Source organism: Paracoccus benzoatiresistens (genome assembly GCF_026913015.1).
Lineage (GTDB): Bacteria > Pseudomonadota > Alphaproteobacteria > Rhodobacterales > Rhodobacteraceae > Paracoccus > Paracoccus benzoatiresistens.
In genome coordinates this window covers 19,517-44,236 of the sequence record NZ_JAPTYD010000023.1, presented here as the reverse complement: position 1 = coordinate 44,236, position 24,720 = coordinate 19,517, and the positions used below count along the sequence as shown (strand labels likewise).

The 24,720-nt window shown below is 67.1% G+C and carries 20 protein-coding genes; 7 read left to right on the top strand and 13 right to left on the bottom strand.

Annotation, left to right across the window (positions count from 1 at the left end):
• Positions 1-10: 10 nt before the first annotated feature.
• Positions 11-2,959, bottom strand: coding sequence for a PAS domain-containing protein (locus OU682_RS14560; RefSeq protein ID WP_268942888.1), 2,949 nt, complete (start codon positions 2,957-2,959; stop codon positions 11-13).
• 166 nt (positions 2,960-3,125) lie between these two features.
• On the opposite strand from OU682_RS14560, the gene OU682_RS14555 reads away from it, so the two are divergent.
• Complete coding sequence (locus OU682_RS14555) at positions 3,126-4,790, top strand: thiamine pyrophosphate-dependent enzyme (RefSeq protein ID WP_268942887.1); 1,665 nt, start codon at positions 3,126-3,128, stop codon at positions 4,788-4,790.
• A gap of 109 nt (positions 4,791-4,899) precedes the next feature.
• Here OU682_RS14555 and fba read toward each other — a convergent pair whose 3' ends face one another.
• The 5 genes from fba to OU682_RS14530 are packed head-to-tail and all read right to left on the bottom strand — an operon-like array spanning position 4,900 to position 8,961.
• Positions 4,900-5,934, bottom strand: coding sequence for a class II fructose-bisphosphate aldolase (gene fba / locus OU682_RS14550; RefSeq protein ID WP_268942886.1), 1,035 nt, complete (start codon positions 5,932-5,934; stop codon positions 4,900-4,902).
• Between the two features lie 6 nt (positions 5,935-5,940).
• Positions 5,941-6,921 (bottom strand): class 1 fructose-bisphosphatase, encoded by a 981-nt coding sequence (locus OU682_RS14545; protein ID WP_268942885.1) that lies wholly within the window; start codon positions 6,919-6,921, stop codon positions 5,941-5,943.
• 1 nt (position 6,922) lies between these two features.
• Positions 6,923-7,384 carry a D-erythrulose-4-phosphate isomerase gene (gene derI, locus OU682_RS14540; RefSeq protein WP_268942884.1) on the bottom strand — a complete coding sequence of 154 codons (462 nt, stop codon included), beginning with the start codon at positions 7,382-7,384 and terminating at the stop codon, positions 6,923-6,925.
• Positions 7,385-7,397: 13 nt separating this feature from the next.
• On the bottom strand, positions 7,398-8,159 hold the full coding sequence (locus OU682_RS14535) for a triose-phosphate isomerase (RefSeq protein WP_268942883.1): 762 nt from the start codon (positions 8,157-8,159) through the stop codon (positions 7,398-7,400).
• 13 nt (positions 8,160-8,172) lie between these two features.
• Positions 8,173-8,961, bottom strand: coding sequence for a DeoR/GlpR family DNA-binding transcription regulator (locus tag OU682_RS14530; RefSeq protein WP_268942882.1), 789 nt, complete (start codon positions 8,959-8,961; stop codon positions 8,173-8,175).
• Positions 8,962-9,082: 121 nt separating this feature from the next.
• Between OU682_RS14530 and tkt the strand changes: the two genes are divergently transcribed.
• Positions 9,083-11,113, top strand: coding sequence for a transketolase (gene tkt, locus OU682_RS14525; RefSeq protein WP_268942881.1), 2,031 nt, complete (start codon positions 9,083-9,085; stop codon positions 11,111-11,113).
• An 83-nt stretch (positions 11,114-11,196) separates the two neighbouring features.
• Here tkt and OU682_RS14520 read toward each other — a convergent pair whose 3' ends face one another.
• Genes OU682_RS14520 through OU682_RS14500 form a run of 5 tightly spaced genes read right to left on the bottom strand, consistent with a single transcriptional unit; the run spans position 11,197 to position 17,325 of the window.
• Entirely contained in the window at positions 11,197-12,147 is a 951-nt protein-coding gene (locus OU682_RS14520) for a sugar-binding transcriptional regulator (protein WP_268942880.1), read from the bottom strand.
• Positions 12,147-13,295: an iron-containing alcohol dehydrogenase gene (locus OU682_RS14515; RefSeq protein ID WP_268942879.1), complete on the bottom strand. Its 1,149-nt coding sequence runs from the start codon at positions 13,293-13,295 to the stop codon at positions 12,147-12,149. The genes OU682_RS14520 and OU682_RS14515 overlap by 1 nt, the downstream gene beginning before the upstream one ends.
• Position 13,296: 1 nt before the next feature.
• Positions 13,297-14,229, bottom strand: a complete 933-nt coding sequence (locus OU682_RS14510; protein WP_268942878.1) for a sugar phosphate isomerase/epimerase family protein — start codon at positions 14,227-14,229, stop codon at positions 13,297-13,299.
• A gap of 11 nt (positions 14,230-14,240) precedes the next feature.
• A complete protein-coding gene (locus OU682_RS14505) occupies positions 14,241-15,758 on the bottom strand; it encodes a glycerol-3-phosphate dehydrogenase (RefSeq protein ID WP_268942877.1) in 1,518 nt (505 codons plus the stop codon).
• A 1-nt stretch (position 15,759) separates the two neighbouring features.
• A complete protein-coding gene (locus OU682_RS14500; protein WP_268942876.1) occupies positions 15,760-17,325 on the bottom strand; it encodes an FGGY-family carbohydrate kinase in 1,566 nt (521 codons plus the stop codon).
• 363 nt (positions 17,326-17,688) lie between these two features.
• Here OU682_RS14500 and OU682_RS14495 point away from each other — a divergent pair, with 363 nt between their 5' ends.
• From OU682_RS14495 to OU682_RS14480, 4 genes are all read left to right on the top strand, one after another.
• The gene (locus tag OU682_RS14495; protein WP_268942875.1) at positions 17,689-18,354 is read left to right on the top strand and encodes a DUF2291 family protein; all 666 of its coding nucleotides are present in this window, start codon (positions 17,689-17,691) and stop codon (positions 18,352-18,354) included.
• Complete coding sequence (locus tag OU682_RS14490) at positions 18,351-19,883, top strand: sugar ABC transporter ATP-binding protein (RefSeq protein ID WP_268942874.1); 1,533 nt, start codon at positions 18,351-18,353, stop codon at positions 19,881-19,883. The genes OU682_RS14495 and OU682_RS14490 overlap by 4 nt, the downstream gene beginning before the upstream one ends.
• A gap of 26 nt (positions 19,884-19,909) precedes the next feature.
• Entirely contained in the window at positions 19,910-20,944 is a 1,035-nt protein-coding gene (locus tag OU682_RS14485; RefSeq protein ID WP_268942873.1) for an ABC transporter permease, read from the top strand.
• An 88-nt stretch (positions 20,945-21,032) separates the two neighbouring features.
• On the top strand, positions 21,033-21,980 hold the full coding sequence (locus OU682_RS14480) for a D-ribose ABC transporter substrate-binding protein (protein WP_268942872.1): 948 nt from the start codon (positions 21,033-21,035) through the stop codon (positions 21,978-21,980).
• Between the two features lie 50 nt (positions 21,981-22,030).
• Here OU682_RS14480 and trxB read toward each other — a convergent pair whose 3' ends face one another.
• Positions 22,031-23,041, bottom strand: coding sequence for a thioredoxin-disulfide reductase (trxB, locus tag OU682_RS14475; protein ID WP_268942902.1), 1,011 nt, complete (start codon positions 23,039-23,041; stop codon positions 22,031-22,033).
• A gap of 145 nt (positions 23,042-23,186) precedes the next feature.
• On the opposite strand from trxB, the gene OU682_RS14470 reads away from it, so the two are divergent.
• Positions 23,187-23,687, top strand: coding sequence for an Lrp/AsnC family transcriptional regulator (locus tag OU682_RS14470; RefSeq protein ID WP_268942871.1), 501 nt, complete (start codon positions 23,187-23,189; stop codon positions 23,685-23,687).
• Positions 23,688-23,740: 53 nt separating this feature from the next.
• On the opposite strand, the gene gshB is transcribed toward OU682_RS14470, so the two are convergent.
• The gene (gene gshB / locus OU682_RS14465; protein ID WP_268942870.1) at positions 23,741-24,688 is read right to left on the bottom strand and encodes a glutathione synthase; all 948 of its coding nucleotides are present in this window, start codon (positions 24,686-24,688) and stop codon (positions 23,741-23,743) included.
• Between the last annotated feature and the right edge of the window lie 32 nt (positions 24,689-24,720).

Below are 24,720 nucleotides of genomic sequence, written 5' to 3'. Positions count from 1 at the left end.
CCAAGGGGCCTTAGCCGATCCTGGCCAGCGCATCCTCGACGGCGCCGCGCAGCTGATCCTCGCCATAGGGCTTGCAGAGCAGGACCGTCTGCGCGGGGTGGCCGGCAGGCAGGCTGCTGTCGCCCGTCGCATAGACCACGGCCAGCCCCGGCTGGATTTCGACCGCGCGCTGCGCAAGATCGTTGCCGTTCATGTCGGGCAGGCCCAGGTCGGTCAGCAGCAGGTCGAAGCTTTGGCCCTGCAGGCTTTCCAGCGCCGGAGCCGCCTTGCCGGCCTGGGTGACGGTGTGACCCATCTCCTCCAGCATGATGGCGGTGTCGGCGCGGATCAGGGCGTTGTCCTCGACCAGCAGGATCGACACAGGCCGGTCCCTGGCAGGCACCGGCTGCGGCGCGGGCTGTGCGGCGCGCAGGGCCTCGGCCGCCTGGGCTGCCTGCCGGGCATTGGCGATGACATGGCGCAAGCGGCGGGCCAGAGCCTCGCGCGGATAGGGTTTCGACAAAAGCTCCACCCCGGGATCCAGCCTGCCGCCGTGAACGATGGAGTTCTCGGTATAGCCGGAGGTGAACAGCACCCCCAGCCCCGGCAGGATCTCCTGCGCGCGCCGCGCCATCTCTCGGCTGGACAGCGTGCCGGGCATCACCACGTCGGTGAACAGCACGTCGATATGCAGACCGCTTTCCACAACCGCCAGCCCCGCCTGCGCATCGCGCGCGGTCAGAACCTTGTAGCCAAGCGAGGTCAGCAGATCGACCACGGTCGTGCGCACGGCCTCGTCGTCCTCGACCACCAGGATGGTTTCGGTGCCGCCAACGATGGGGCCGTCATGGACCGGCGCCTGAGCTTCTTCCTCGCTTTCGGATCGCGGCAGATAGATGCGCACGGTCGTCCCCTCGCCCGGTTCGCTGTAGACCGACACATGGCCGCCGGACTGCTTGACGAAGCCGTAAACCATCGACATGCCCAGGCCGGTGCCGCGCCCCTCGGGCTTGGTGGAAAAGAACGGGTCGAAAATCCTCGCCAGCACCTCGGGCGTCATGCCGCAGCCGGTGTCGGTCACGGCCAGCATGACGTAATCCCCCGCCGCGACATCGCCTGCGGCCTCGGCATAGACATTGTCCAGCTGCGCATTGCTCATCTCGATGGTCAGGCGGCCGGGACCGTCCATGGCGTCCCGCGCGTTGATGGCCAGGTTCAGCAACGCGCTTTCCAGCTGCGCCTGGTCCACGCAGATGTTCCACAGGTTCGAAGGCACGATCACCTCGACCTCGATCGCCTCGCCCAGCGAGCGGCGCAGCAGCTCGTCCATCTCGTTCACCAGGCGGCAGGGCTTGACGACCCGCGGCTCCAGCGGCTGGCGGCGGCCAAAGGCCAGAAGCTGGCTGGCAAGCTTGGCGCCGCGGGCGACAGCCGACAGCGCGTTTTCGACACGCTGGCCCGCATGGTCATTGCCCTCGACATCCTTCGACAGCATCTGAAGATTGCCGGCTATCACCTGCAGAAGATTGTTGAAGTCATGCGCCACGCCGCCGGTCAGCTGGCCCATGGATTCCATCTTCTGCGACTGGTGCAGCGCCTGCTCGGTCTTGCGGTGGCGCTCGATCTCGTCGCGGACGCGGGCTTCCAGCGTTTCGTTCAGCTGGCGCAGCTGATCCTCGGCGCGCTGCCTGTGGCCGATCTGGCGCTGCAGGTCCTCGGCCTGGGCCAGCAGCTGCGCCTCGGTCATGCGCTGCTCGGTGATGTCGGTATGGACGCCCACCCATTCGGCTATTGCGCCATCGGCATCTCGCGTGGGCACGGCGCGGATCGCAAAGATGCGGTATTCGCCGTCCGCGCAGCGCAGCCGGTGTTCCCATTCATAGGTCGATTGCGCCGCAAGCGCCTGCCGCCAGGCCTTGATCGTGCCTGCGCGGTCGTCGGGATGGACGGCATCGGTCCATCCATAGCCCTGATAGTCGGCGAAACTCTGGCCCGTCAGCGCCGCCCAGCCCCGCTGCTCGCCGATCATCCGGCCATCGGCATTGTTGGTCCACAGGACGCTGTGGATCGCATCCACCGCCGCGCGGAAGCGGTCGTTGCTTTCGCGCAACTGGATTTCGGTCTGCTTGCGATCCTCGATATCGATCAGGATCATGTAGACGCCGTCGATCCGGTCATCGCCCGACTTACGGGGAAGGCAGCGCATCTCGAACGCGCGGGGACGGTCGCCGGGCAGGCGGACGGTCGCATCGACGTTCACCGTCTCGCCCGCCAGGGCGCGGTTCAGCATTTCCTCGGTCAGGGCGCCCTGCTCGGCCCCCAAGATGTCGGTGATCCGCTTGCCGATCACCTGGTCATGCGTGACGCCGAACACCTCCAGGTAGCACTGGTTGGCAAAGCGGAAGGTCAGCGACCGGTCCATGAACCCGACCAGGATCGGCAGGGCGTCGGACAGGTGGTAAAGCTCGGCCCGGCTTTCGGCCAGTTCCTCGCGCGCGCGGACGGTGTGGGTGATTTCCAGGACGGTGCACAGGACGCCATCGACCCGGCTGCCCGCTTCGTCATGGATCGGGGTGTAGAACAGGTCCATGACGACGCTTTCCGGAATGCCGTTGCGGTTCAAGACCAGCGGCTGCTCGCGGTAGGCCTGCACCTCGCCCCGGAAGCCGCGTTCCAGGATCTGGCGGTTCCAGTCCCAGATCTCGGGCCAGACGGCCGGCACGGTGCCGCCCAGGGCCTGGGGATGATAGTTCCCCGCGATCTCGCGGTAGCCGTCATTGTAGATCATCACATGATCCGGCCCCCACATCAGCACCTGCGGGATGGGCGAGTTGACCAGCGAATTGACCTTGATCCGCAAATGCCGCGGCCATTCCTCGATCGGCCCCAGCGACGTCCGCGACCAGTCGAATTTCCGCACCAGCTCGCCGCAGAGGCCGCCGCCCACGGGCCACGAACGGGAAAGCTGCTCTGTCGTCATGTCACACCGCGCCGGTCAGAAAGATCGCCGGAACCTAGGCATGGACGGCGAAACCCGCAAGCCGCGACGTAGGGTGTTTGCCTTAAATCGCTTTATGTTAAGGGCTCCAAGCTGGCGAGCGGGGCAAATGCCGGCTAGGTTTTCCGAAACGATCCGAGGGGGCGGCATGGCACGGAATGGCGGGGTTCTTCTGGTGGATTGCCTGATGGCGCTTGGCGCGACCAAGGCATTCGGCATTCCCGGCGAAAGCTATCTGGCAGTGCTGGACGCGCTGCACGACACGCAAGGCAGGCTGGATTTCGTGCTGTGCCGGCACGAGGGCGGCGCAGCCTTCATGGCGGCCGCCTGGGGCAAGCTGACTGGCGCGCCTGGCATCTGCCTGGTGACGCGCGGCCCCGGCGCGACCAATGCCGCGATCGGCATCCACACGGCCATGCAGGACAGCGCGCCGATGCTGGTCTTCGTGGGCCAGATCGGCACAGACATGACGGGGCGCGAGGCGTTCCAGGAACTCGACTATGCGGCCGTCTTCGGCAGCATGGCGAAATGGGCGGTCGAGATCGAGCGGGTCGAGCGGATCCCCGAGATCATCGCCCGGGCCTGGAAGACTGCCACCACCGGGCGCCCGGGCCCGGTGGTCATCGCCCTGCCCGAGGATGTGCTGACCGCCCTGACCGACACCCCGCCCCTGTCCGCCCCGGCCGAGATCGCCGAGCCCGGTCCCCTGCCCGCCGCGCTGGACAAGGCGCTGGCAATGCTGGCCGCCGCGCGGCGCCCCCTGATCCTGACGGGCGGCTGCACCTGGACAGCGCAGGGCAAGGCCGCGCTGCAGGGCTTTGCCGAGGCGTCGGACATCCCCGTCCTTGCCGCCTTCCGCTTTCAGGACTGCTTCGACAACCATTCACCCGTCTATGCGGGCGAGGCGGGCGTCGGGATGCCGCCCCATGTCCGCCGCCTGATTGCGGAATGCGACCTGCTGCTGGCCGTCAATGTCCGCTTCGGAGAGATGACGACCGATGGCTACAGCCTGCTGTCGGTGCCGCAGCCGGAACAGGCGCTGATCCATGTCCACGCCTCGGATCTGGAGATCGGAAAGATCTATCAGCCGCGCCTTGGCATCCAGGCGGGGCCAAATGCCTTCGCGGAAGGGCTGCGGCCCGTATCCGGCCCCTGGTCCGACTGGCGCAAGGCCGCGCGGGCGGGCTATCTGGCCTCGATGCAGGCGCCAGCCCAACCCTCGCCCGTGGACATGGTGGCGGTGATGGACCACCTGCGGGCGGTGCTGCCCGAAGATGCGATCATCACCCATGGCGCGGGCAATTTCGCCGTCTGGCCCGACAAGTTCCTTGCCTATGGCCCCCGCGCCCGGCTGCTGACCCCGCAATCCGGCGCCATGGGCTATGGCCTGCCTGCCGCCATCGCCGCCAAGGTCGCGCATCCGTCGCGGATGGCCGTCTGCTTCGCGGGCGACGGCGATTTCCAGATGACCTGCGCGGAACTCGCGACCGCCATGCAGGCAGGCGCGCAGCCCATCGTGCTGGTGCTTAACAACGGCATCTACGGCACGATCCGCGCGCATCAGGAACGCCATTATCCGACGCGCGTGTCCGGCACGACGATGCAGAACCCCGACTTCGTCATGCTGGCGCAGGCCTATGGCTTCCATGCCGAACGGGTCGCCACGACCGCCGATTTCGCGGCGGCCTTTGACCGGGCCGTGCGGTCGAAAACCGGCGCGCTGCTGGACCTGGACATCTCGCCCGAGGCGCTGACGCCGCGCCAGACCCTGTCGCAGATGCGCGAGGCGGCGCTGGCGAAGCAGGCGGGCTAAGGCGGCGCGGCCGCTGGCCTGACCGGCACGGGGATAACGCGCCCGCGTCAGGCTGAACGAAAAACGGCCACCCGCCAGGGGTGGCCGTTCTTTCGCTCAGCGGGGTCGGTCAGTACCGCGCGGCCATCACCGACAACGGCAGCGGCACGATCTTGTCGGCATTGCCGGCCGTCCCGAAAGCCTCGAAGCGGTCCTTGCAGACCTGCGACATCATCTGCATCGCGGGCTTGAGGTATTTGCGCGGGTCGAACTCGGAGGGTTCCTCGGCAAAGACCTTGCGGATCGCGGCGGTCATGGCCAAGCGGTTGTCGGTGTCGATGTTGACCTTGCGCACGCCGTGCTTGATGCCGCGCTGGATCTCCTCGACCGGGACGCCCCAGGTCGGCTTGATGTCGCCGCCATAGCTGTTGATGATCTGCTGCAGATCCTCGGGGACCGAGGACGACCCGTGCATCACCAGGTGGGTGTTGGGCAGACGGGTGTGGATTTCCTCGATCACGTTCATCGCCAGGATGTCGCCGTCGGGCTTGCGCGAGAACTTATAGGCCCCGTGCGAGGTGCCCATGGCGATCGCCAGCGCGTCCACCTTGGTGTCGTTGACGAAGCGCACGGCCTCGTCGGGGTCGGTCAGCAGCTGGTCGTGGCCCAGCTTCTCGGTCGCGCCGTGGCCGTCCTCCTGGTCACCCATGCCGGTTTCCAGGCTGCCCAGCACGCCCAGTTCGCCCTCGACCGAGACACCGCAGGCATGGGCCATCTCGACCACCTTGGCGGTGATGTCGCGGTTATAGTCGTAATCGGCGGGCGTCTTGCCGTCGGCCTTCAGGCTGCCGTCCATCATCACGCTGGTGAAGCCGTTCTGGATGGCGGTGGCGCAGGTGGCCAGGCCGTTGCCGTGGTCCAGATGCATGCACAGCGGGATGTCCGGGAAGGCCTTGGCAAAGCCCTGGATCAGCCCGGCCAGGACCAGATCGTTGGCGTATGCGCGCGCGCCCCGGCTGGCCTGCAGGATCACCGGCGATTTCGTCGCCGCAGCCGCGGTCATGATCGCCAGGCCCTGCTCCATGTTGTTGATGTTGAAGGCGGGGACTGCGTAGCCATTCTCGGCCGCGTGGTCGAGAAGCTGGCGCAGGGTAATCATAGCCATGAAATCTTATCCTTTGCTTGGCCCGGCAAGATAGCCGAGGATCGTCTCGACCTCGTCCTTAGCGCCGAATATCAGGGGCGTCATGTCGTGTAGCGCAAACGGTTTGCGGTAACGGATCGGCTGGGTGCCATCCGATGCCAGCCCGCCCGCCTGTTCGACCAGGAAGGCGATAGGCATGCATTCATAGACCAGCCGCAGCCGCCCGTTCTCGTAACCCTTGCGCCGGTCGGCGGGATACAGGAAAGCGCCGCCGTTCAGCAGGATGCGGTGCAATTCGCCCACCGCGGCGGCCAGCCAGCGCATGTTGAAGTCGCGCCCGCGCGGCCCATCCCTGCCCGCCCGGAGATCCGCGACCCAGCGTTGCAGGCCCGGCTCCCAGTGGCGCTCGTTGGACGCGTTATAGGCGATGGTCGAGGCGGTCGGCTTCAGCGTGACATTCTCGCGCACCAGGCGGAACTCGCCCGCTTCGGCGTCCCAGCCCGCGATATGGGTGCCGTCGCCCAGGGACCAGCCGAAGTCCATCGAATGGCCGAACGAGGTATAGCCCGCCGCCACGACCGACTCACCCGTGCGCAGGAAGCCTTCCGGCGCGGCGGGCAGGACGCTGAACAGCATTCCCAGCGGCGCGCCGATGCCGATGCTGCCCGACCCGTCGATGGGGTCCATCGCCACGTCCCAGGCCCCGTCGGGGTTCAGCTCGATGACCGCCTCGGCTTCCTCGGACAGCACCTGGCGGACGCCCGCATCGCGCAGGGCCGCGATCATGTGGTGATGCGCGCCCACGTCCAGCGCCTTCTGCTTGTCGCCGGTGTCGTTCAGACCGACGATCTCGGTCGGATCGCCATGCAGGCGGCCCGCGGCAAGGCGCTGCATCAAAGGCGCCTGCGCCCGCGCAATCGCGTGGACAATCGCGGCAGGGCCATCCCCCGTCAGCACCTGCGACAGCAGGCGGCCCGTTGCCGGGCCGTCGTTCGGCAGTTTCAGCATCTCAGGCCTTGTTGTATTTCGCATCGACCGCGTCGATGGCGTTCACGTTGCCTGCCGACTTGCCCGCCTTGTCGAAGTTGTCGGTTTCGGCCAGCCACTTGTCGGCGATGGCCTTGGCCAGTTCCGGGCCGATGACGCGGGCGCCCATGGTGATGATATGCGCGTCGTTCGACAGCGCGGCGCGTTCGGCGGAGTAGGTGTCATGGGTCAGCGCGGCGCGGATGCCGGGAACCTTGTTGGCCGCGATGCAGACGCCGATGCCGGTCCCGCAGACCAGGATGGCACGGTCAAAGGTGCCGTCCTTGACCTGGCTTGCCACCCGGTCGGACAGGTTGGCATAGAACGCGTCCGCGCCGGCGTCGGTGCGGCTGATTTCCGACACCTCGTGCTTGTCCTTCAGGTGATCGGCCAGGACCTTGGCCAGACCCTCGCCCGCGCTGTCGCCTGCGATTGCCAGTTTCATGATGTCTTCTCCTTCAGATTTTGGCGGCGCAAAGCGCCAGGATGTTGAGATAGCCTTCGACGTTCCAGGCGGACCGGCCGATGAACAGCCCGTCAATATGCGGGCAGGAAATCAGTTCCTCGCAGTTGCCCGGATTGACCGAGCCGCCGTAAAGGCAGGGCAGCTTGCGCCCCAGCACATCGCCGGCCACCGCGATGATCTCGGCCTGGCGCGCATCGGCATAGTCCGAGGTCGCGGGGATCCCGTTGACCCCGATGGCCCAGACGGGTTCGTATGCCAGCAGGATTTCAGCGGCCTTCTGGTCGCCGGACAGCTTGCCAAGCGCGCCCCGCACCTGGGTTTCCAGGACGTCCTGCGCGCGACCCGCCTCGCGTTCGGCCAGTGTTTCGCCGATGCAGATCAGCGGGATCAGCCCGTGGCGGACGGCGGCCTCGGTCTTGAGGCCGACGGTCTCGTCCGTTTCGCCGAAATGCTCGCGGCGTTCGCTGTGGCCCAGTTCCACGATGTCGAGGTTGCAATCCTTAAGCATCACCGGCGAAACCTCGCCCGTCCAGGCGCCCTCGTCGGCCCAGTGCATGTTCTGCGCGCCGACCTTGACGCTGGTCCCGGCCAGCCATTCCTTGACCTGCCGCACGGCGGTGAAGGGCGGGATCACGAAGCGCTGGATGCGCGGGTCGCGGTCGCTGTCCACAGCGGCCAGCCCTTCGGCAAAGACGCGCGCCTCGGCCAGCGTCTTGTTCATCTTCCAGCTTGTGCCGATCCAGAAATCCGTCATGTCAGTCCTCAGTTCAGTCGCGGGCAATGGTCAGCCGCAGCCCGGCGCGGTCGATCGCGGCGCGATCTTCGGGCGCGGGGGCGGCATCGGTGATGATGGCATCGAAGTCGGCCAGGTCGGCCAGCGCGTGCAGCGCCGACCGGCCAAAGCGGGTGTGGTTGACCAGCAGCACGGCGCGGTCCGCGGCGGCGATCATGGCGCGCTTGGCGCGGACCGCCGCGTCGTCCATGTGAAAGGCGCGCAGCCCGGCCACGGCGGGGGTCGAGATAAAGGCCAGATCGGCCCGCAGCCGCGACAGCGCATCCTCGGTCACGACGCCGAAGAAGCCGTTGAACTTGGCGCTGTAGGTGCCGCCAAGCGCGATCAGCGTGACGCGCGGCGCATCCTTCAGCCGCTCGATGACGGCGGCGTTGTTGGTGATGACCGTCAGCGGCGCCTTGTTGACCAAGTTGGCGCCCAGCAGCGCCGCCATGGATCCGTCATTGACCATGACCGTCATGCCGGGTTCCACCAGATCCAGCGCCGCGCGGGCCATGCGGGCCTTGGCGTCGCTGTCCTGCAGGGCGCGGATGCGGAAGTCGCTTTCGAACTGGGTGCCTGCCTCGATGGTGGCGCCGCCGCGAACCTTTCGCAAAAGGCCCGCCTGCTCCAGGTCGTCCAGGTCGCGGTGGATGGTCATGCGCGACACGGCAAAGCGGTCGGCCAGATCGTCCAGGTCCACGGCACGCGCGCCGACCAGAAGATCCATGATCGCCTGCCTGCGTTCCTCGCGCTTCACCTGATCCTCCGCTTTCCAAGCCATATGTAACATCGGCAGCAGATTTATCAACATGAAATATGTGACATTGTGATGTCCATTTGTGATTATTGTTGTGATCTGCCCCATGCCGGGTTATTCACCCCCAAACCCGTCGGAGGACCACATGCCCCTAGATTCGCCCAAAGACCCCAAGATCGCCGCAAAGGCCGAACTGGACCCGCAGAACTTCGCCCTGGCCAACTGCATCCGGGCGCTGTCCATCGACGCGGTGAACGCCGCGAATTCGGGCCACCCGGGCGCGCCCATGGGCATGGCGGACGCGGCCACCGTGCTGTTCCGCAACCACCTGAAATTCGATGCAAAGAACCCCGACTGGCCGAACCGCGACCGGTTCGTGCTGTCGAACGGCCATGCCTCGATGCTGCTCTACAGCCTGCTGCACCTGACCGGCTACGAGGACATGACGCTTGAGCAGGTGAAGAACTTCCGCCAGTGGGGCTCCATCACCGCGGGCCACCCGGAATACGGCCATGCCAAGGGCGTGGAAACTACCACGGGGCCGTTGGGCCAGGGCATTGCCACCGCCGTGGGCATGGCGCTTGCGGAACGGGCCCTGGCGGCTGAATTCGGGGACGATCTGGTCGATCATCACACCTATGTCTTCGTGGGCGACGGCTGCCTGCAGGAGGGCATCGGGCAGGAAGCCATCAGCCTCGCGGGCCATCTGGGCCTGGGCAAGATGATCGTGCTTTACGACGACAACGACATCACCATCGACGGCCCGACCTCGATCAGCTTTTCCGAGGACGTTCCGGCCCGCTTTCAGGCCTGCGGCTGGCATGTGCAGAAATGCGACGGCCATGACGGCAAGGCCCTGGATGCAGCGATCGCGGCGGCCAAGGCGGAAACCGGCAAGCCCTCGCTGATCGCGATGAAGACGGTGATCGGCTTCGGCTCGCCCAACAAGGCGGGCACCTATTCGGTCCACGGCTCGCCCCTGGGCAAGGACGAGGCGCTGCTGACCCGCGAGGCCATCGGCTGGGCCCATGATCCTTTCGTGATCCCCGAGGATCTGGCCGCCGAATGGCGCTCCATCGGCACGCGCGGCGCCGCGGACCGCCAAGCCTGGGAAGCGCGCCTTGCCGCGAAGCCGGCCGAGGTCCGGGACGAGTTCAACCGCCGCCAGGCGGGCACCCTGCCCGAGGGCTATGACGCTGCCGTCAAGGCCGCGCGCGACGCGCTGTTCGCGGAACCCAAGAAGGCCGCGACCCGCAAGGCCAGCCAGATGGCGCTGGAACCGCTGACCGCCGCCCTGCCCGAGATGATCGGGGGGTCCGCCGACCTGACCGGGTCGAACCTGACCCGCGTGAAGGCCGTGGACAGCCAGTACACGCGCCAGGCGCCGGGCCGCTATATCGGCTATGGCGTGCGCGAATTCGGCATGTGCGCCGCGATGAACGGCATCAACCTGCATGGCGGCTTCATCGCCTACGGCGGGACGTTCCTGGTGTTTTCCGACTATGCCCGCAACGCGATCCGCCTGTCGGCGCTGATGGGGGTCGGCACGATCTATGTCATGACCCATGACAGCATCGGCCTGGGCGAGGACGGCCCGACCCACCAGCCGATCGAGCATCTGGCATCCCTGCGCGCCATCCCGAACCTGACGGTGCTGCGCCCGGCGGATACGGTGGAAACGCTGGAAGCCTGGGACATCGCGATCCGCAACCGCCACGTGCCGTCGCTGCTGGCCTTGTCGCGCCAGGACGTGCCGCAACTGCGGCTGGAAGCGGGCGACGAGAACCTGACCGCGAAAGGCGCCTATGTGATCCGCCAGTTCGGTGAGGGCCGCGACGTGACCCTGATCGCCACGGGGACCGAGGTGCAACTGGCCGTCCAGGCCGCCGAGGCCCTGCACGCCGATGGGCTGAACGTCGCCGTCGTATCCATGCCCTCCTGGGAGCTGTTCGACGCCCAGCCCGAGGAGTATCGCAAGGCGACCCTGGGCGACGCGCCGCGCATCGCGGTCGAGGCCGCGGGCAAGTTCGGCTGGACGCGCTATGTCGCGAGCGAAGACGACGTGATCGGCATGAACGGCTTTGGCGCATCCGCCCCCATCGACCGCCTGTATCAGGAGTTCGGCATCACCACCGACGCCATCGTCGCGCGGGCCAAGGCGCTGACGGGGAAATAGCCACAGGCCTGCGCGCGTCAGCGCGCGCGGGGTCCAGCGACAGCGACCGGGTCGGGCCTTGCCCGACCCGTTTTGCGTTCCGGCTACTCGGCCAGGGCGCGTGCCGTGATCTCGTCCGTGATCAGGCCCTTCAGCCGACCGCTGCGCAGGGCGGCGCGGATTGCCTCGACCTTGTCGGCGCCCCCCGCGATCAGCACCAGGCGGCTGTCGCCCGGTTCGTCCAGCGATGCCGACAGGGTGCGCGCGGTCAGGGTCGTGTCCAGCACATGGCCCTGGGCATCGAAGAAATGCCCCATCATCTCGCCGACGCCGCCCGCGGCGCGGATTTCATCGATCTCCCGCGGCTCGATCATGCCAGAGGCGACAAGCTGCGCTCCGGGATCGACCGTGCCCATGCCCACGATCTTCAAACCGGCGCCATTGGCCAGATCGAAGATCTCGCGCACGCCGGGCTGGGCCAGCAGCACCGCGCGGTCCGATTCGGAATTGGCGAAGAACGGCACCGGCAGGACATAGGCCTGCGCGCCGGTCTTTTCGGCCAGGCGGTGCATCACGTCGTGACGATTGGCCGAATAGTTGCGCGTCAGCCCGCCCAGCAGGGACACGAAGCGGGTGCCGTTCGCATCGAAACGCGGCAACTCGTTGACCGCCGCCGCCAGCGTGCGCCCGTGGCCCAGGCCGATAACCTTGTATTCACCGCGCTCGATTTCGCGGCGCAGGAAGCTGGCCCCTGCCAGGCCCAGGGCGCGCAGGGGCATTCCCTCTTCGCCCAGGTCGGGGGCCACCTCGCAGAAGGCAAGGCCGTAACGCTGGCACAGCCTGTCCTCCAGCACGGCGCATTCGACGATCTCGCCGTCGATGGAAACCTTGACGACGCCCTCGGCCACGGCGCGCGCAATCAGCCGATGCGCCTTGACGCCGGTGACGCCCAGCCGCTTGGCCACCGCCGCCTGGGTTAGCCCGCCCGCGTAGTGCAGCCAGGCCGCGCGGAGGGCGAGGCTTTGTTCCGGGTCGATTCCGCCTCGCCGCGCCATCAGCCCGCGTCCTCCATGATGCGCCGCAGGCTTCCGGGGGTCAGCGCTGCAGGATTGGCCTTCATCGAGGACGAGCTTGCGGCGGCTTCGGCCGCTGCCGCCTGCGCCTCCGGCCCGATGCCCAGGGCCGACAGGGCAGGCAGGCCCGCGCCATGGGACCAATCGGCCAGGACGCGCGCAGCCTCGGCCATCGAGGCCATGGGCGTATCAAAGGCCGCGCCGATCCAGCGCGCCACCTGGTCGAGACGCTCGACAGTGTCCGGGTCGGTCGCCGCGCGGCGATTGGCCAGCAGCACCGGGGGCAACAGCGCGCCGCAGATCGCGCCATGCGGGGCGCCGGTCAATCCGCCAAGCGGCCCGGCAAGGCCGTGGACCGCCCCCAGCCCCGCATTGGCAAGGGCCAGCCCGCCGCAGAGCGACACCCAGGCCATGTCGTCGCGGGCATCGGCGTCCTCGCCCTCCATCAGCTGGCGGATCGCCGCCAGCCCGCGCGGGATCGCATCGCGGCACAGCGCATCCGTCAGGGGATTGGCGCGGGTGCAAACGTAAGGCTCGATCACCTGCGTGATGGCGTCCAGCCCCGAGGCCAGCGTCACCGCGCGCGGGCAACCCTGTGTCAGCGCCGGATCCACGATGGCAAGGCGGGGCAGCATCCGGGCGTCGCGCAGGCTGACCTTGCGGCGGTGTTCCGGGACGCCGATGACGGCGTTGCGCGTGACCTCGGCCCCGGTGCCTGCGGTGGTGGGGATGGCGACAAAAGGCAGCGGCGGATGATCCAGGGCCAGGCCCTGCCCCACCACCTCGAGATGATCCAGCATGGGCCGCGTAGCCGGGACCAGCGCGGCAATGGCCTTGCCGGCGTCGATGACCGCCCCGCCGCCAATGGCGACGATAACCTCGGCACCCCCTGCCGCGGCAATGCCGTCCTCGATCAGCGCGATGTCCGGTTCCCGGGGGACGGCGAAGCCCGCGACCGCGCAGCCCTGCCCGGCCAGTCCATCGGCCAGCCATGCCGCGCGGGCGCTGTCGCGGCCATGGACCAGCAGGACCCGCCGCCCCAGGCCCACCACCCGGGCCACCGCCAGGCCCGCCTGGCCCCTGCCGAACAGGATCTCGGTGGCCGTGGCAAAGGCGAAGGGCTGGACCATGTCAGACCCGCAGGCTGTCCGCGCCGCTGTCGATATGCGGCGCCCAGAAGGCCACGCTTTCGGCGATATGGGCGATCACCTGGCGGTCGTTCGGCTCGCGTTCCTTGAAGGACAGCTCCAGGCAGATCTCGTTGTCCACCGCGCCCCCTTCGGCAAAGGCCGCCAGCAGCGGTTCGGGCTGGACGGCGCCCTTGGCGTTGTATTCGGCGGTGAAGGGGCGGTGGCCGGACTTGTCCATCATCGACTGCTTGATGTGGATGATGGGGCTGACCTTCGGTACCGCGCGCGCCCAGGCATAAGGGTCGGTGTCGTCAGGATTGGGGCTGGTCACGTCGCCGTGGTCGATATCCGCCATCATCCACATCGGCACGGCCATGTTCGCCGCCGTCAGCCGGTCCTGCAAATCCATGCAGGCCTGGATCGTCTCGCCGAACTCGCGGCTCACGCTCATCGGTTCCCAGAAGACATAGGACAACCCGGCGGCCTTGGCGTGGTCCGCGACCTCGGCCCAAGCGTCGATGGCGATCTGGATCAGCTCCTCGCGCCGTGTCGGGTTGTCATAGTCCCGATAGGTAAAGATCGCGAACTGCGTGCCGACCGAAGTGCCCCCTAGGTCGCCGATGATGTCGGCAAAGGTCTTGAACCAATCGACGTAATAGCGCCGCACGTCGCGGTCGGGATGGCCGAAGTGGTTGAGCCGCCCGTAAGGCCCGGTCATGCCGCTGGTGACGCGCACGCCGGTGCGCTCCAGCGCAGCAGCCATCTGGCGCGTCAGGCGGCGGATCACCGGCGCGGGCCAGCTTGGGTTGATGAACTCGTGCGTCAGTTGCAGGTCGCGGATGCGCAGGTCGCGCGCGACCGTGTCGATCAGATCGTCGGGATCGGCGAAGCGGTTGACCAGCGGATTGGTGTTCAGCGAAAGCGTCAAGGGCATCGGCTTGTCCTTCAGGCGGCCTGCGCCAGATCGGATTGGTGGAACCAGTCGGCAAAGGCGTCGCGTTCCTGCGGCGTCAGGTGCAGGTAATGCTTGGTGCGCCGCCAGAGGACATCCTCGGGCTGCTGCGCCCATTCCCTGGCGACCAGATAGCGGACCTCGGCCTCGTAAAGGTTGCCGCCGAAGTGACGGCCAAGGCCGTCGAGGCTCATGGCCCCGGCCACCACGTCCTTGGTCCGCGCGCCATAAAGGCGGGCGTAATGGACGACCAGCTTGCGCGGCATCCAGGGGTGCAACTCGCGCAGCAGGTTCAGGAAGGATTCGAAGTCGGCATTGGCGATCTCGCCGCCCGGCAGGGGCGCGGTCTCGGTCCAGTCGGGACCCATCTTCGGGAAGATGTCGCGCAGCTTGTGCATCCCGCGCTCGGCCAGTTCGCGGAAGGTGGTGATCTTGCCGCCGAAGACATTGAGCAGCGGCGCCCCGCCGGTCGTGTCCAGGTCGAAGACATAGTCCCGCGTCACCGCCGAAGGGTTGCCCGCGCCATCGTCGAACAGCGGCCGCACGCCGGAGAATGCGTGCAGCACATCGGACCGGCGCAGCTTTTCCTTGAAGTAGCGGTTCACGGCGGCCAGCAGATAGTCGATTTCTTCGTCCGAGACGGCCACGTCCTCGGCCCGGTCCTCCCACGGGATGTCGGTGGTGCCGATCAGCGCCTTGTCGCCTTCATAGGGGTTGATGAAGATGACCCGCTTGTCCTTGTTCTGGACCAGATAGGCCTGCTGGCCCGACCACCATTTCGGCACGATGATATGGCTACCCTTGACCAGCCGGACCTGGCGGCTGGAGTTCGAGCCCGCGACGTTGTTGATCACCTGCGAAACCCAGGGTCCCGCGCAGTTGACGATGCAGCGGGCGCGGAAGGTGCGGATTTCGCCCGTCACACTGCTGCGGGTCTGGACGGTCCAGGCGCCGTTCTCGCGCCGGGCCGAGATGCAGGGGCTGCGGGTCAGGACCTCGGCGCCCTTCTCGGCGGCGCCCACGGCGTTCAGCACGACAAGGCGGGCGTCATCGACCCAGCAGTCGCTGTATTCGAAGCCCTTGTGATACTGGTCCAGCAGCGGCGCGCCTTCCGGGTCGCGGCGCAGATCCAGAGTGCGGGTGCCGGGCAGCTTCTTCCTGCCGCCCAGGTGGTCGTAAAGGAACAGGCCAAGGCGGACCAGCCAGGCGGGCCGATCCTCGGGCGAATGGGGCAGCACGAAGCGCATCGGCCAGATGATGTGCGGGGCGGCCGCCAGCAGGACCTCTCGCTCGATCAGCGCCTCGCGGACCAAACGGAATTCGTAATATTCCAGATAGCGCAGGCCCCCGTGGACCAGCTTGCCCGACCGTGACGAGGTGCCCTGCGCCAGGTCGTCCTTTTCGCACAGGACGACCTTCAGACCCCGCCCTGCGGCGTCGCGGGCCACGCCCGCGCCGTTGATGCCGCCGCCAATGACGAAAAGGTCTATCATGTCGGGTTCAGGGGTCATCTCAATGTCCTTTCAGGGAACGGGCCGCGGCCAGGGCGTCCCATGCGGGCGTCAAGGCCCGGCGTGAAGCGGCAAAGGCGGGAAACAGCGCGTCATAGGCGGCAACCAGCGCCGGGTCGGGCGATTCTGCCTGCCCCAGAAGCGGCGTCACCCATTCGGAAATGCACGCCTCCATGTCCGGATAGGCGCCGATGGCGACGGCGGCCATCATGGCGGCGCCGGCGGCACCGGCCTCGTCGCGCCCGGACACGCGGACAGGCGCGTTCAGGCTGGCGGACAGGATCCCGCGCAAGCCACGCGACCTCGCCGCGCCGCCTGTCAGGCGCAGTTCGCCCGGCAGCGGGCCCATCGCGGCATAACAATCGCGCATGGCCATCCCCAGGCCCTCGGCCACGGCGCGGATCAGGTCGGGGTATCGGTGGCCCGCCGACAGACCGATGAGGCCCGCCCGCGCATCGGCATTGACGAACGGCCCGCGTTCCCCCGCGTCCGAGATATAGGGGTGATAGACGATCTGGCCGGGCTTCGCCTGCGCCAGCCAGCCCTCGATATGGGCCACCAGGTCGCGATGCGTGACCGACTGGCCCATGTCGGACATGATGCCCGCCGCGATCCCCAGAACCCAGTCCAGGTTCAATGTCGCGGCCATGTTCGTCTGGACCTGCGTGACGATGCCGGGGATCGGCAGGCAGATCACATAGCCGGTGCCTTCGTCGTTCAGATGCACGTCTTCCGCGCGCACGGCCCGCAGATGCACGCCGGTCGAACCCACGGTCGAGCAGGCCACGTCGCCCGCAGCCCCGCCATAGACGCCCGCACCCAGCGCGGTCATCACCATGTCCACATAGCCGAGGCTCACCGGCGTCCCCGCCAGAATCCCGGTCTGGCGTGCGGCCTCCTCCGTCAAAGGATGCGTGACCTGGGTCCCGTCGATGATGTCAGGCAGCAGGGAACGGCGATGCGTCAGGCCAAGCGCTTCGATCACGGCGTCGTCGTATTGGCGGGTGCGGAAATTGCCGAAGGTGAAGCTGGCTTCGGACGGGTCGGTCGCCCGAACGCCGGTCAGGTTCAGATACAGCCAGTCCTTGCAATGCAGCGCGACCTGCGCGCCGTCCAGAAGTTCGGGCGCATGCGCGTCCATATGCGCCATCTGGCTGCCCTGCTGGCAGGTGTTCAGCCCCGTACCCGTGGCCTCGAACCTCGCGCGGTTCGCATGACCGCCCGCCAGCCGCGCGACCGTCGGCGCGGCGCGGGCGTCCAGCCACAGCCAGGCATCCCCCACCGGCCCGTCGCGGCCGACCAGCCAGGTTCCGTCGCCCTGCGCCGTCACCGACAGCGCCGCCGTCCGGCGCGCCAGCCCCTCGACCTTGGCGCCAAGGCCGCGCAGCGCCGCCGCGCAATCGTCCCAGGTCTGCGCCAGCGATTGCGTGGCCACGCCATTGGCGCCCGAATGATAGCAATTGGGCACGGATGCCGCCGCGATCTGCCGGCCGCCCAGGTCGAAGGCCACCGCCTTGATGACCGAAGTGCCCGCGTCGATGCCGATCAGGATGTCACGGCCGGACATGGCCAAGGCCCCCATGCGTTGGGCCGAATGCGTCGGCAGTCATTTCCGTATCCTCCTGCATGGTCACTGCAGCACCACGCCCCGTCCGAAAATCCATACACGAAAGAACAGGGATCGTGAATGCATTTTTTTGCAGACATAGAAATTAATTTCAGATAAGGTCGGAGCCAGAGCAGGGATTGTCAGAGGAGGCACCCTGCCGCCGGGTCCGTGTGGTCAATGATCGCGGCCTGGCGAAAGGAACGTAACGGGGGGATCGGCCATGCCGGACAAGCAAGCCGCCAATGCGTGGCGATGGTGCAAGGTTCCATGCGGCAGCCTGACGACCGCCGACCCCCTTCACATCTGCCAGGGCCCTCATCCATGACGCAAAGCATCGCCCCGACCTCTCCCGCGCCCAAGGCCGCTGCACCGTCGCGGCGCGGCATCCTGATCGGCGTGGCGGCGGCCGTTCTTCTTGTCGGCGCCATCGCGTTCGATACGACCGTTGTCCCCATCGGATCCGAATCCGATGTGCGCGCGCAGGCATTCTCGCCGGACACCTATGGCCAGGCCGAATTCCCGCGCATCCAGGCGTTCGTGAAGGAAAAGGCCGTGGATGCCGCGACGCTCGCGCCCGAGGTGCTGGCCGACAAGAACGAGGCGGCCGAGAAATATGGCACCGCATCCTCGACCGGCGCGATCATGTTCGTGACCGTGACCGGGGTGGCGGGCGAGGCGAAGTCGGGCGTCTATCCCCTCCAGGCCCAGGGCGTGCCCGAAGACATCACCGTTCGCGTCCAGACTGGCCCCGCGATCAACGGCACGGACCTGCGCGACGCGCCGGGCGATATCGCCTTCGGCAGCTTCAAGAACCAGATCGAATACCAGGACGCGGGATCGGGCATCAACCGCGCCATGAAGGCCGCCGTGCTGGACGGGATCGACACGGCCAACCTGTCCGGCAAGACCGTCACCGTCACCGGCGCCTTCCGCCTGATCAACCCCAAGAACTGGATGATCACTCCGGTCGAGGTCGCGGTCCAATGACGCGCCAGACCGAAGGCAATCCCGACGTGCGCGAAGTCGTGCTGGCGGCGCGCAACGTCTCCAAGTCCTATGGCAATGTCCACGCGCTGAAGGGCGTGAACTTCGACATCCATCGCGGCCAGGTCACGACGCTGTTCGGCGAGAACGGCGCGGGCAAGTCCACGCTGATGAAGATCCTGTCCGGCGTGATCCAGCCCACCTCGGGCGAGATCATCCTGGACGGCCAGCCGGTCAATTTCGCCAATGCGAACGAGGCGCGCGACCGTGGCATCTCGATCATCCACCAGGAACTGTCGCTGGCCCCGAACCTGTCGGTGCGCGACAACATCTTCATGGGCCGCGAGTTGCGCGGGCCCATGGGCGTCGACTTCGCCGAGGAGGAACGCCAGGTCCGCCGGTTGATGGAGGAGCTGGAGGAGGAGATCGACCCCCTCACCCCCGTCGAGGAACTGCGCCTCGGCCAGCAGCAGATCGTCGAGATCGCCCGCGCCCTGTCGGTGGACAGCCGCATCCTGATCATGGACGAACCCACCAGCGCCCTGTCCGCCAGCGAGGTCGAGGTGCTGTTCAAGGTCATCCGCGACCTGACGGCGCGGGGCGTGTCCATCGTCTATATCTCTCACCACCTGGAAGAGGCGCTGACGATCACCGACCACGCGGTGGTGCTGCGCGACGGCACCATGACGGCCTATGCGCCGCGCGCGGACATCGACCTCGACTGGATCGTGCGCAACATGGTGGGCGAGAACTACGACCTGGGCAGCCCGCCCGACAGCGACAAGCGAGAGGTCGCCCTGTCGATCCGCAACCTGTCGGTGCCCGATTCGACGGGCAAGGATCTGGTCCGCGACCTGTCCCTGGACGTGAAGGCGGGCGAGATCGTCTGCATCTATGGCCTGATGGGCGCGGGGCGCACGGAACTGCTGGAAACCTGCGCGGGACGCCTGCGCGCCACTGGCGGCGAAATCGTGCTGGAAGGCCAGGAAATTTCCCACCTATCCATAGGCGAGCGCATCGCCCGGGGCCTGGCCCTGGTCCCCGAGGACCGGCAGCGCGACGGCCTGGTCCAGACCATGAGCGTGGGGCAGAACCTGTCGCTGGCCTCCATCCGCAACTTCACGCGGGGGCTGTTCACCAGCACGCGGGCCGAAAGGAAGCTGATCGAGGACAGCATCCGCGACGTGACGGTCAAGACCTCGGGCGGGGGCGCGGCCATCGGGTCGCTGTCGGGCGGCAACCAGCAGAAGGTCGTGATCGGCAAGATGCTGGCGACGAAGCCCCGCGTCATCATGCTGGACGAACCGTCGCGCGGCATCGACATCGGCGCCAAGGCCGAGGTCTTCCGGCTGCTGGCGGAAGGCGCGCGCCAGGGCCTTGCCGTCGTCTATTCCACGTCCGAAGTCAGCGAATGCCTGTCCATCGCCCATCGGATCATCGTCATGCACAAGGGCCGGATCTCGGCCGAATTCGATTCCACCGTCACCAAGGAAAAGATCATGGCCGCCTCGGGCGAGTCCGTGGCTGCCTGACGGACCCAAGTGAGGGAGGAAACCCCATGTCTGCCACCACCACCAACGCGCCCAAGTCCGGCGGCTTCAGCCTGGGCCGGCTGCTGCTGGAAGGCCGCGCCTTCTTTGCGCTGATCGCGATCATCGCGGTCTTCTCGTTCCTGTCGCCGAACTATTTCACGGTCTCGAACTTCCTGATCATGTCGTCGCAGGTGGCGATCTATGGCATCCTGTCGATCGGGATGCTGCTGGTGATCCTGAACGGCGGGATCGACCTTTCGGTGGGCTCGATCCTCGCGCTGTGCGGGGTTTGCGCGGGCGCGATGATGCAGGGCGTCACGCTGGACTGGGCGGGGGTGATCCTTTATCCGCCGGTCTGGGCCGTGGTGGTCCTGACCATCGCCATCGGTGCCCTGGTGGGCGCGCTGAACGGCGTGCTGATCGCCTTCTTCAAGGTGCCGCCCTTCGTGGCCACCCTTGGCGTGATGTATGTCGCCCGCGGCGTCGCGCTGCTGATGACGAACGGTCTGACCTACAACAACCTGCGCGGACAGGAAGCCCTGGGCAACACCGGCTTCAACTGGCTGGGCTTCAACCGGCTGGGCGGGATCCCGATCAGCGTCATCGTGCTGGCGGTGGTGGCGGTCCTGGCCGGGCTGATGCTGTCGCGGTCGGCCTTCGGGCGCTGGCTCTACGCCTCGGGCGGAAACGAGCGCGCGGCGGAACTGTCGGGCGTGCCGGTGCGGCGGGTGAAGATCACCGTCTACACGATCTCGGGCGCGCTGGCGGCGGTTGCCGGGCTGGTGCTATCCTCTCAGCTGACCTCGGCGGGGCCCACGGCGGGCACGACCTATGAACTGACGGCCATCGCCGCTGTCGTGATCGGCGGCGCGGCGCTGACCGGCGGACGCGGCGGCGTGCGCGGCACCATGCTGGGCGCCTTCGTGATCGGCTTTCTGTCGGCGGGCCTGGTGATCATCGGCGTCAGTTCCTACTGGCAGACGGTCTTCACCGGCGCGGTGATCGTGCTGGCCGTGCTGATGAACTCGATCCAATACGGGCGCGGCGGGCGCAAGTCCTGACGGCCATTCCTTTCCGTCCGGGCCGGGGGGCCCGGGCGGCAACCCTGCCAATTCGCGGCAGCTTTACCAACCCCAAGGGAGAGAGACTATGTTCAAGATGACCCGCCGCGCGCTGCTTGCCGCCGCTGCCTCGCTGCCGCTGATGGCGGCCGCGGCCCAGGCCGAGGGGCTGATCACCATCATCGTCAACGACCCGGCGAACCCCTACTGGTTCACCGAGGGCGAGGTCGCCAAGAAGACCGCCGAGGAGCTGGGCTATACCGCCAACGTGGCCGCGCACCGGGGCGACACCAACACCGAAAGCACCCTGGTCGATACGGCGATCACCAACAAGTCGGTGGCGCTGATCCTGGATCCGGCCAATGCCGACGGTTCCGTGGGCGCGGTGCAGAAGGCCGTCGATGCGGGCATCCCGGTCTTCCTGGTCAACGCCGAGATCAACCAGGAAGGCCTGGCCAAGGCGCAGCTGGTGTCGAACAATGCCCAGGGCGCGGCCCTTGGCGCGCAGGCCTGGGTCGAGGCCGTGGGCGATACCGGCAACTATGTCGAACTGTTCGGCGCGCCGTCGGACAACAACGCCCAGACCCGCTCGAACGGCTACGAGACCGTGCTGTCGCAATATCCGGATCTGGTGAAGGCGGGCCAGGAAGTCGCCAACTGGGACCGCACCCAGGGCTACCAGAAGATGCAGTCGCTGCTGCAGGCCAATCCCGACATCATCGGCGTGATCTCGGGCAATGACGAGATGGCCCTGGGCGCGATCGCCGCGCTGAAAGAGGCCGGCAAGCTGGAGCAGGTGAAGGTCGGCGGCTTCGACGGTTCGCCCGACGCGGTCGAGGCGGTGAAGGCCGGTGAACTGCAATACACCGTCCTGCAGCCCGTCGCCGTCTTTGCCGAAGAAGCCGTGCGCCAGGCCGACAACTTCATCAAGAACGGCTCGACCGGCGTGGATACCGAAAAGCAGCTCTTCGACTGCGTGCTGATCAACAAGGACAACGTGAACCAGATGACCGCGCCGTTCACGCTGTCGCAGTAATCACGGGCCGACAGGAAGAAGGGGCGCGGATCACCGCGCCCCTTTTTCGTTCAGACCGCCGCGACCTCGGGCAGTTCGCCATGCGACGGGTCGGGCTCGCCCGCGGCGTCATGTTCCGCCAGCCAGTGTTCGGCGTCCAGCGCCGCCATGCAGCCCATGCCCGCGCTGGTCACCGCCTGGCGATAGATGTGGTCCGTCAGGTCGCCGGCCGCGAAGACGCCGGGGATCGAGGTGCGCGTGCTGCCGGGTTCCACCTTCACATAGCCGCCGTTGTGCAGCTCCAACTGGTCCTTGACCAGCTCGCTGGCGGGGGCATGGCCGATGGCGACGAAGACGCCATCCGCCGGGACGGTGCGCGTGCTGCCGTCCTTGGTCGAGGTCAGGACCGCGTCCGTGACGCCCGCCGGAGTGTCGGTGCCCTGAACCTCGGTCAGTTCATGATCCCAGATCACCTCGACCTTGGGGTTTTTGAACAGGCGCTGCTGCAGGATCTTCTCGGCCCGCAGGGCGTCGCGGCGGTGGACCAGCGTCACCTTGCTGGCGAACTTTGTCAGGAACAGCGCCTCCTCGACCGCAGTGTTTCCGCCGCCGATCACCAGGACCTCGCGGCCCCGATAGAAGAAGCCGTCGCAGGTCGCGCAGGCGGAAACACCGAAGCCCTTGAACTTCTCCTCGGACGGAAGGCCCAACCAGCGGGCCTGCGCGCCGGTGGCCAGGATCACGGCGTCGGCCGTCACAACGCGCCCGCTGTCGCAGGTGGCGACGAAGGGGCGCTGCTGCAAGTCCAACTTCGTGACCAGGTCGACCACGATGTCGGCGCCCATCGCGCGGGCGTGCTCCTCCATCTTGACCATCAGCTCGGGACCCTGGATCTCGGTCTCGCCCGGCCAGTTCTCGACCTCGGTGGTGATGGTCAGCTGTCCGCCGGGCTGCATCCCCTGGATCAGCATCGGCTTCAGCATGGCGCGAGAGGCATAGACGGCAGCGGTATAGCCCGCGGGGCCGGATCCCACGATCAGAAGTTTCACATGCGTGCTGCCCGTCAACTTTTGCTCCATCATCTTGCGTCCCATTCCGTGTTTGTGCATGAGGTAGTCCTTCCCGTCGGACTCTGCAACGCAACACGCGCCCGGAAAGAATATTGCGCGGAAGGGTGCTGCGTTGTAGTTTCCGGAAACGCCAAATACCCGATCAAGAAAGAGCAGCATGGCCGGCGCAAAACTGGACGACATTGACCGCAAGATCCTGGCCGAACTTCAAGCCGATGGCAGGATGACGAATGTCGAACTGGCCCGCCGGGTGGGCATCTCGGCCCCGCCCTGCCTGCGCCGCGTCCGCGCGCTGGAGGAGACGGGCTTCATCCGCGGCTATCACGCCGATATCGACGCGCGCGAACTGGGCTTCGAGGTGCAGGTCTTTGCCATGGTCCGCCTGGCGAGCCAGTCCGAGCGCGACCTTTCGGCCTTTGAAGCGCTGGTGCAGGGCTGGCCCCTGGTCCGCGAATGCCACATGCTGAACGGCGAGATCGACTTCATCCTGAAATGCGTCTCGCCCGACCTGTCAACCTTCCAGCGCTTCCTGACGCAATCGCTGACCGCCGCGCCGAATGTCGCCAGCGTCAAGACCTCTCTGGTGATCCGGGCGGCGAAGGATCAGCCGGGGGTGCCCTTCGAGATCGTCGAGGAACGCGTCCGCGAGGCGGGATAAGGACCGGGGACGCTTCGCCCCCCGGACCCCCGAGGATATTTGGATGAAGAAGATCAGGCGGCGGCGACGCGTCGCTCGATCGCCTGCCAGATCGCTTCGGCGGCGTTGATGCCGTCGAAGCGTTCCAGTTCCTGGATGCCCGTGGGCGAGGTCACGTTGATCTCGGTCAGCCAGCCGTCGATCACGTCGATGCCGGTGAAGATCAGGCCCTTTTCGCGCAGGGTCGGCCCGATGCGCTTGCAGATCTCGTATTCGCGTTCGGTCAGACCGATCTTCTCGGCCCGGCCGCCGACATGCATGTTCGACCGCGCCTCGCCGGTCTGCGGCACGCGGTTGATCGCGCCCACGGGTTCGCCATCGACCAGGATGATGCGCTTGTCGCCCTTGCTGACCGCGTGGATGTATTTCTGCGCGATCATCGGCTCACGGCTGATGCCCGAGAACAGCTCCAGGAGCGCCGAGAGATTGCGATCCTCGGGGTCCAGGTGGAAGACCCCTGCGCCGCCGTTGCCGTAAAGCGGCTTCACAATGATGTCGCCGTGCCGGTCGCGGAAGGCCCTGATCGCGGCGGGGTCGCGGGCGATCATGGTGGGCGGCGTCAGGTCGGGAAAGTCCAGCACCATCAGCTTTTCCGGGCAGTTCCTAACCCAGAACGGATCGTTGACCACCAGCGTGCCGGGATGCACCCGGTCCAGAAGATGCGTCGAGGTGACATAGGCCATGTCGAAGGGCGGATCCTGGCGCAGCCAGACCACATCGAAGTCGGACAGGTCCGCCTCGGCCCAGTCCCCGAAGGTGACGTGGTTGCCCTGCTCGCGGCGCAGGGTCACGGGGCGGCCGCGGGCGATCACCCGGCCCTCGTCATAGCGCAGCTGGTCAACGGTGTACTGGAACAGCCTGTGGCCACGCGCCTCGGCCTCGAGCCCGATGCGGAAGGTGCTGTCGGCGATGACCGAGACATCCTCGATCGGGTCCATCTGCAGGGCGACATACAGGCTCATGGGGATCCTCCATCGGATTTGGGACGCTTGTC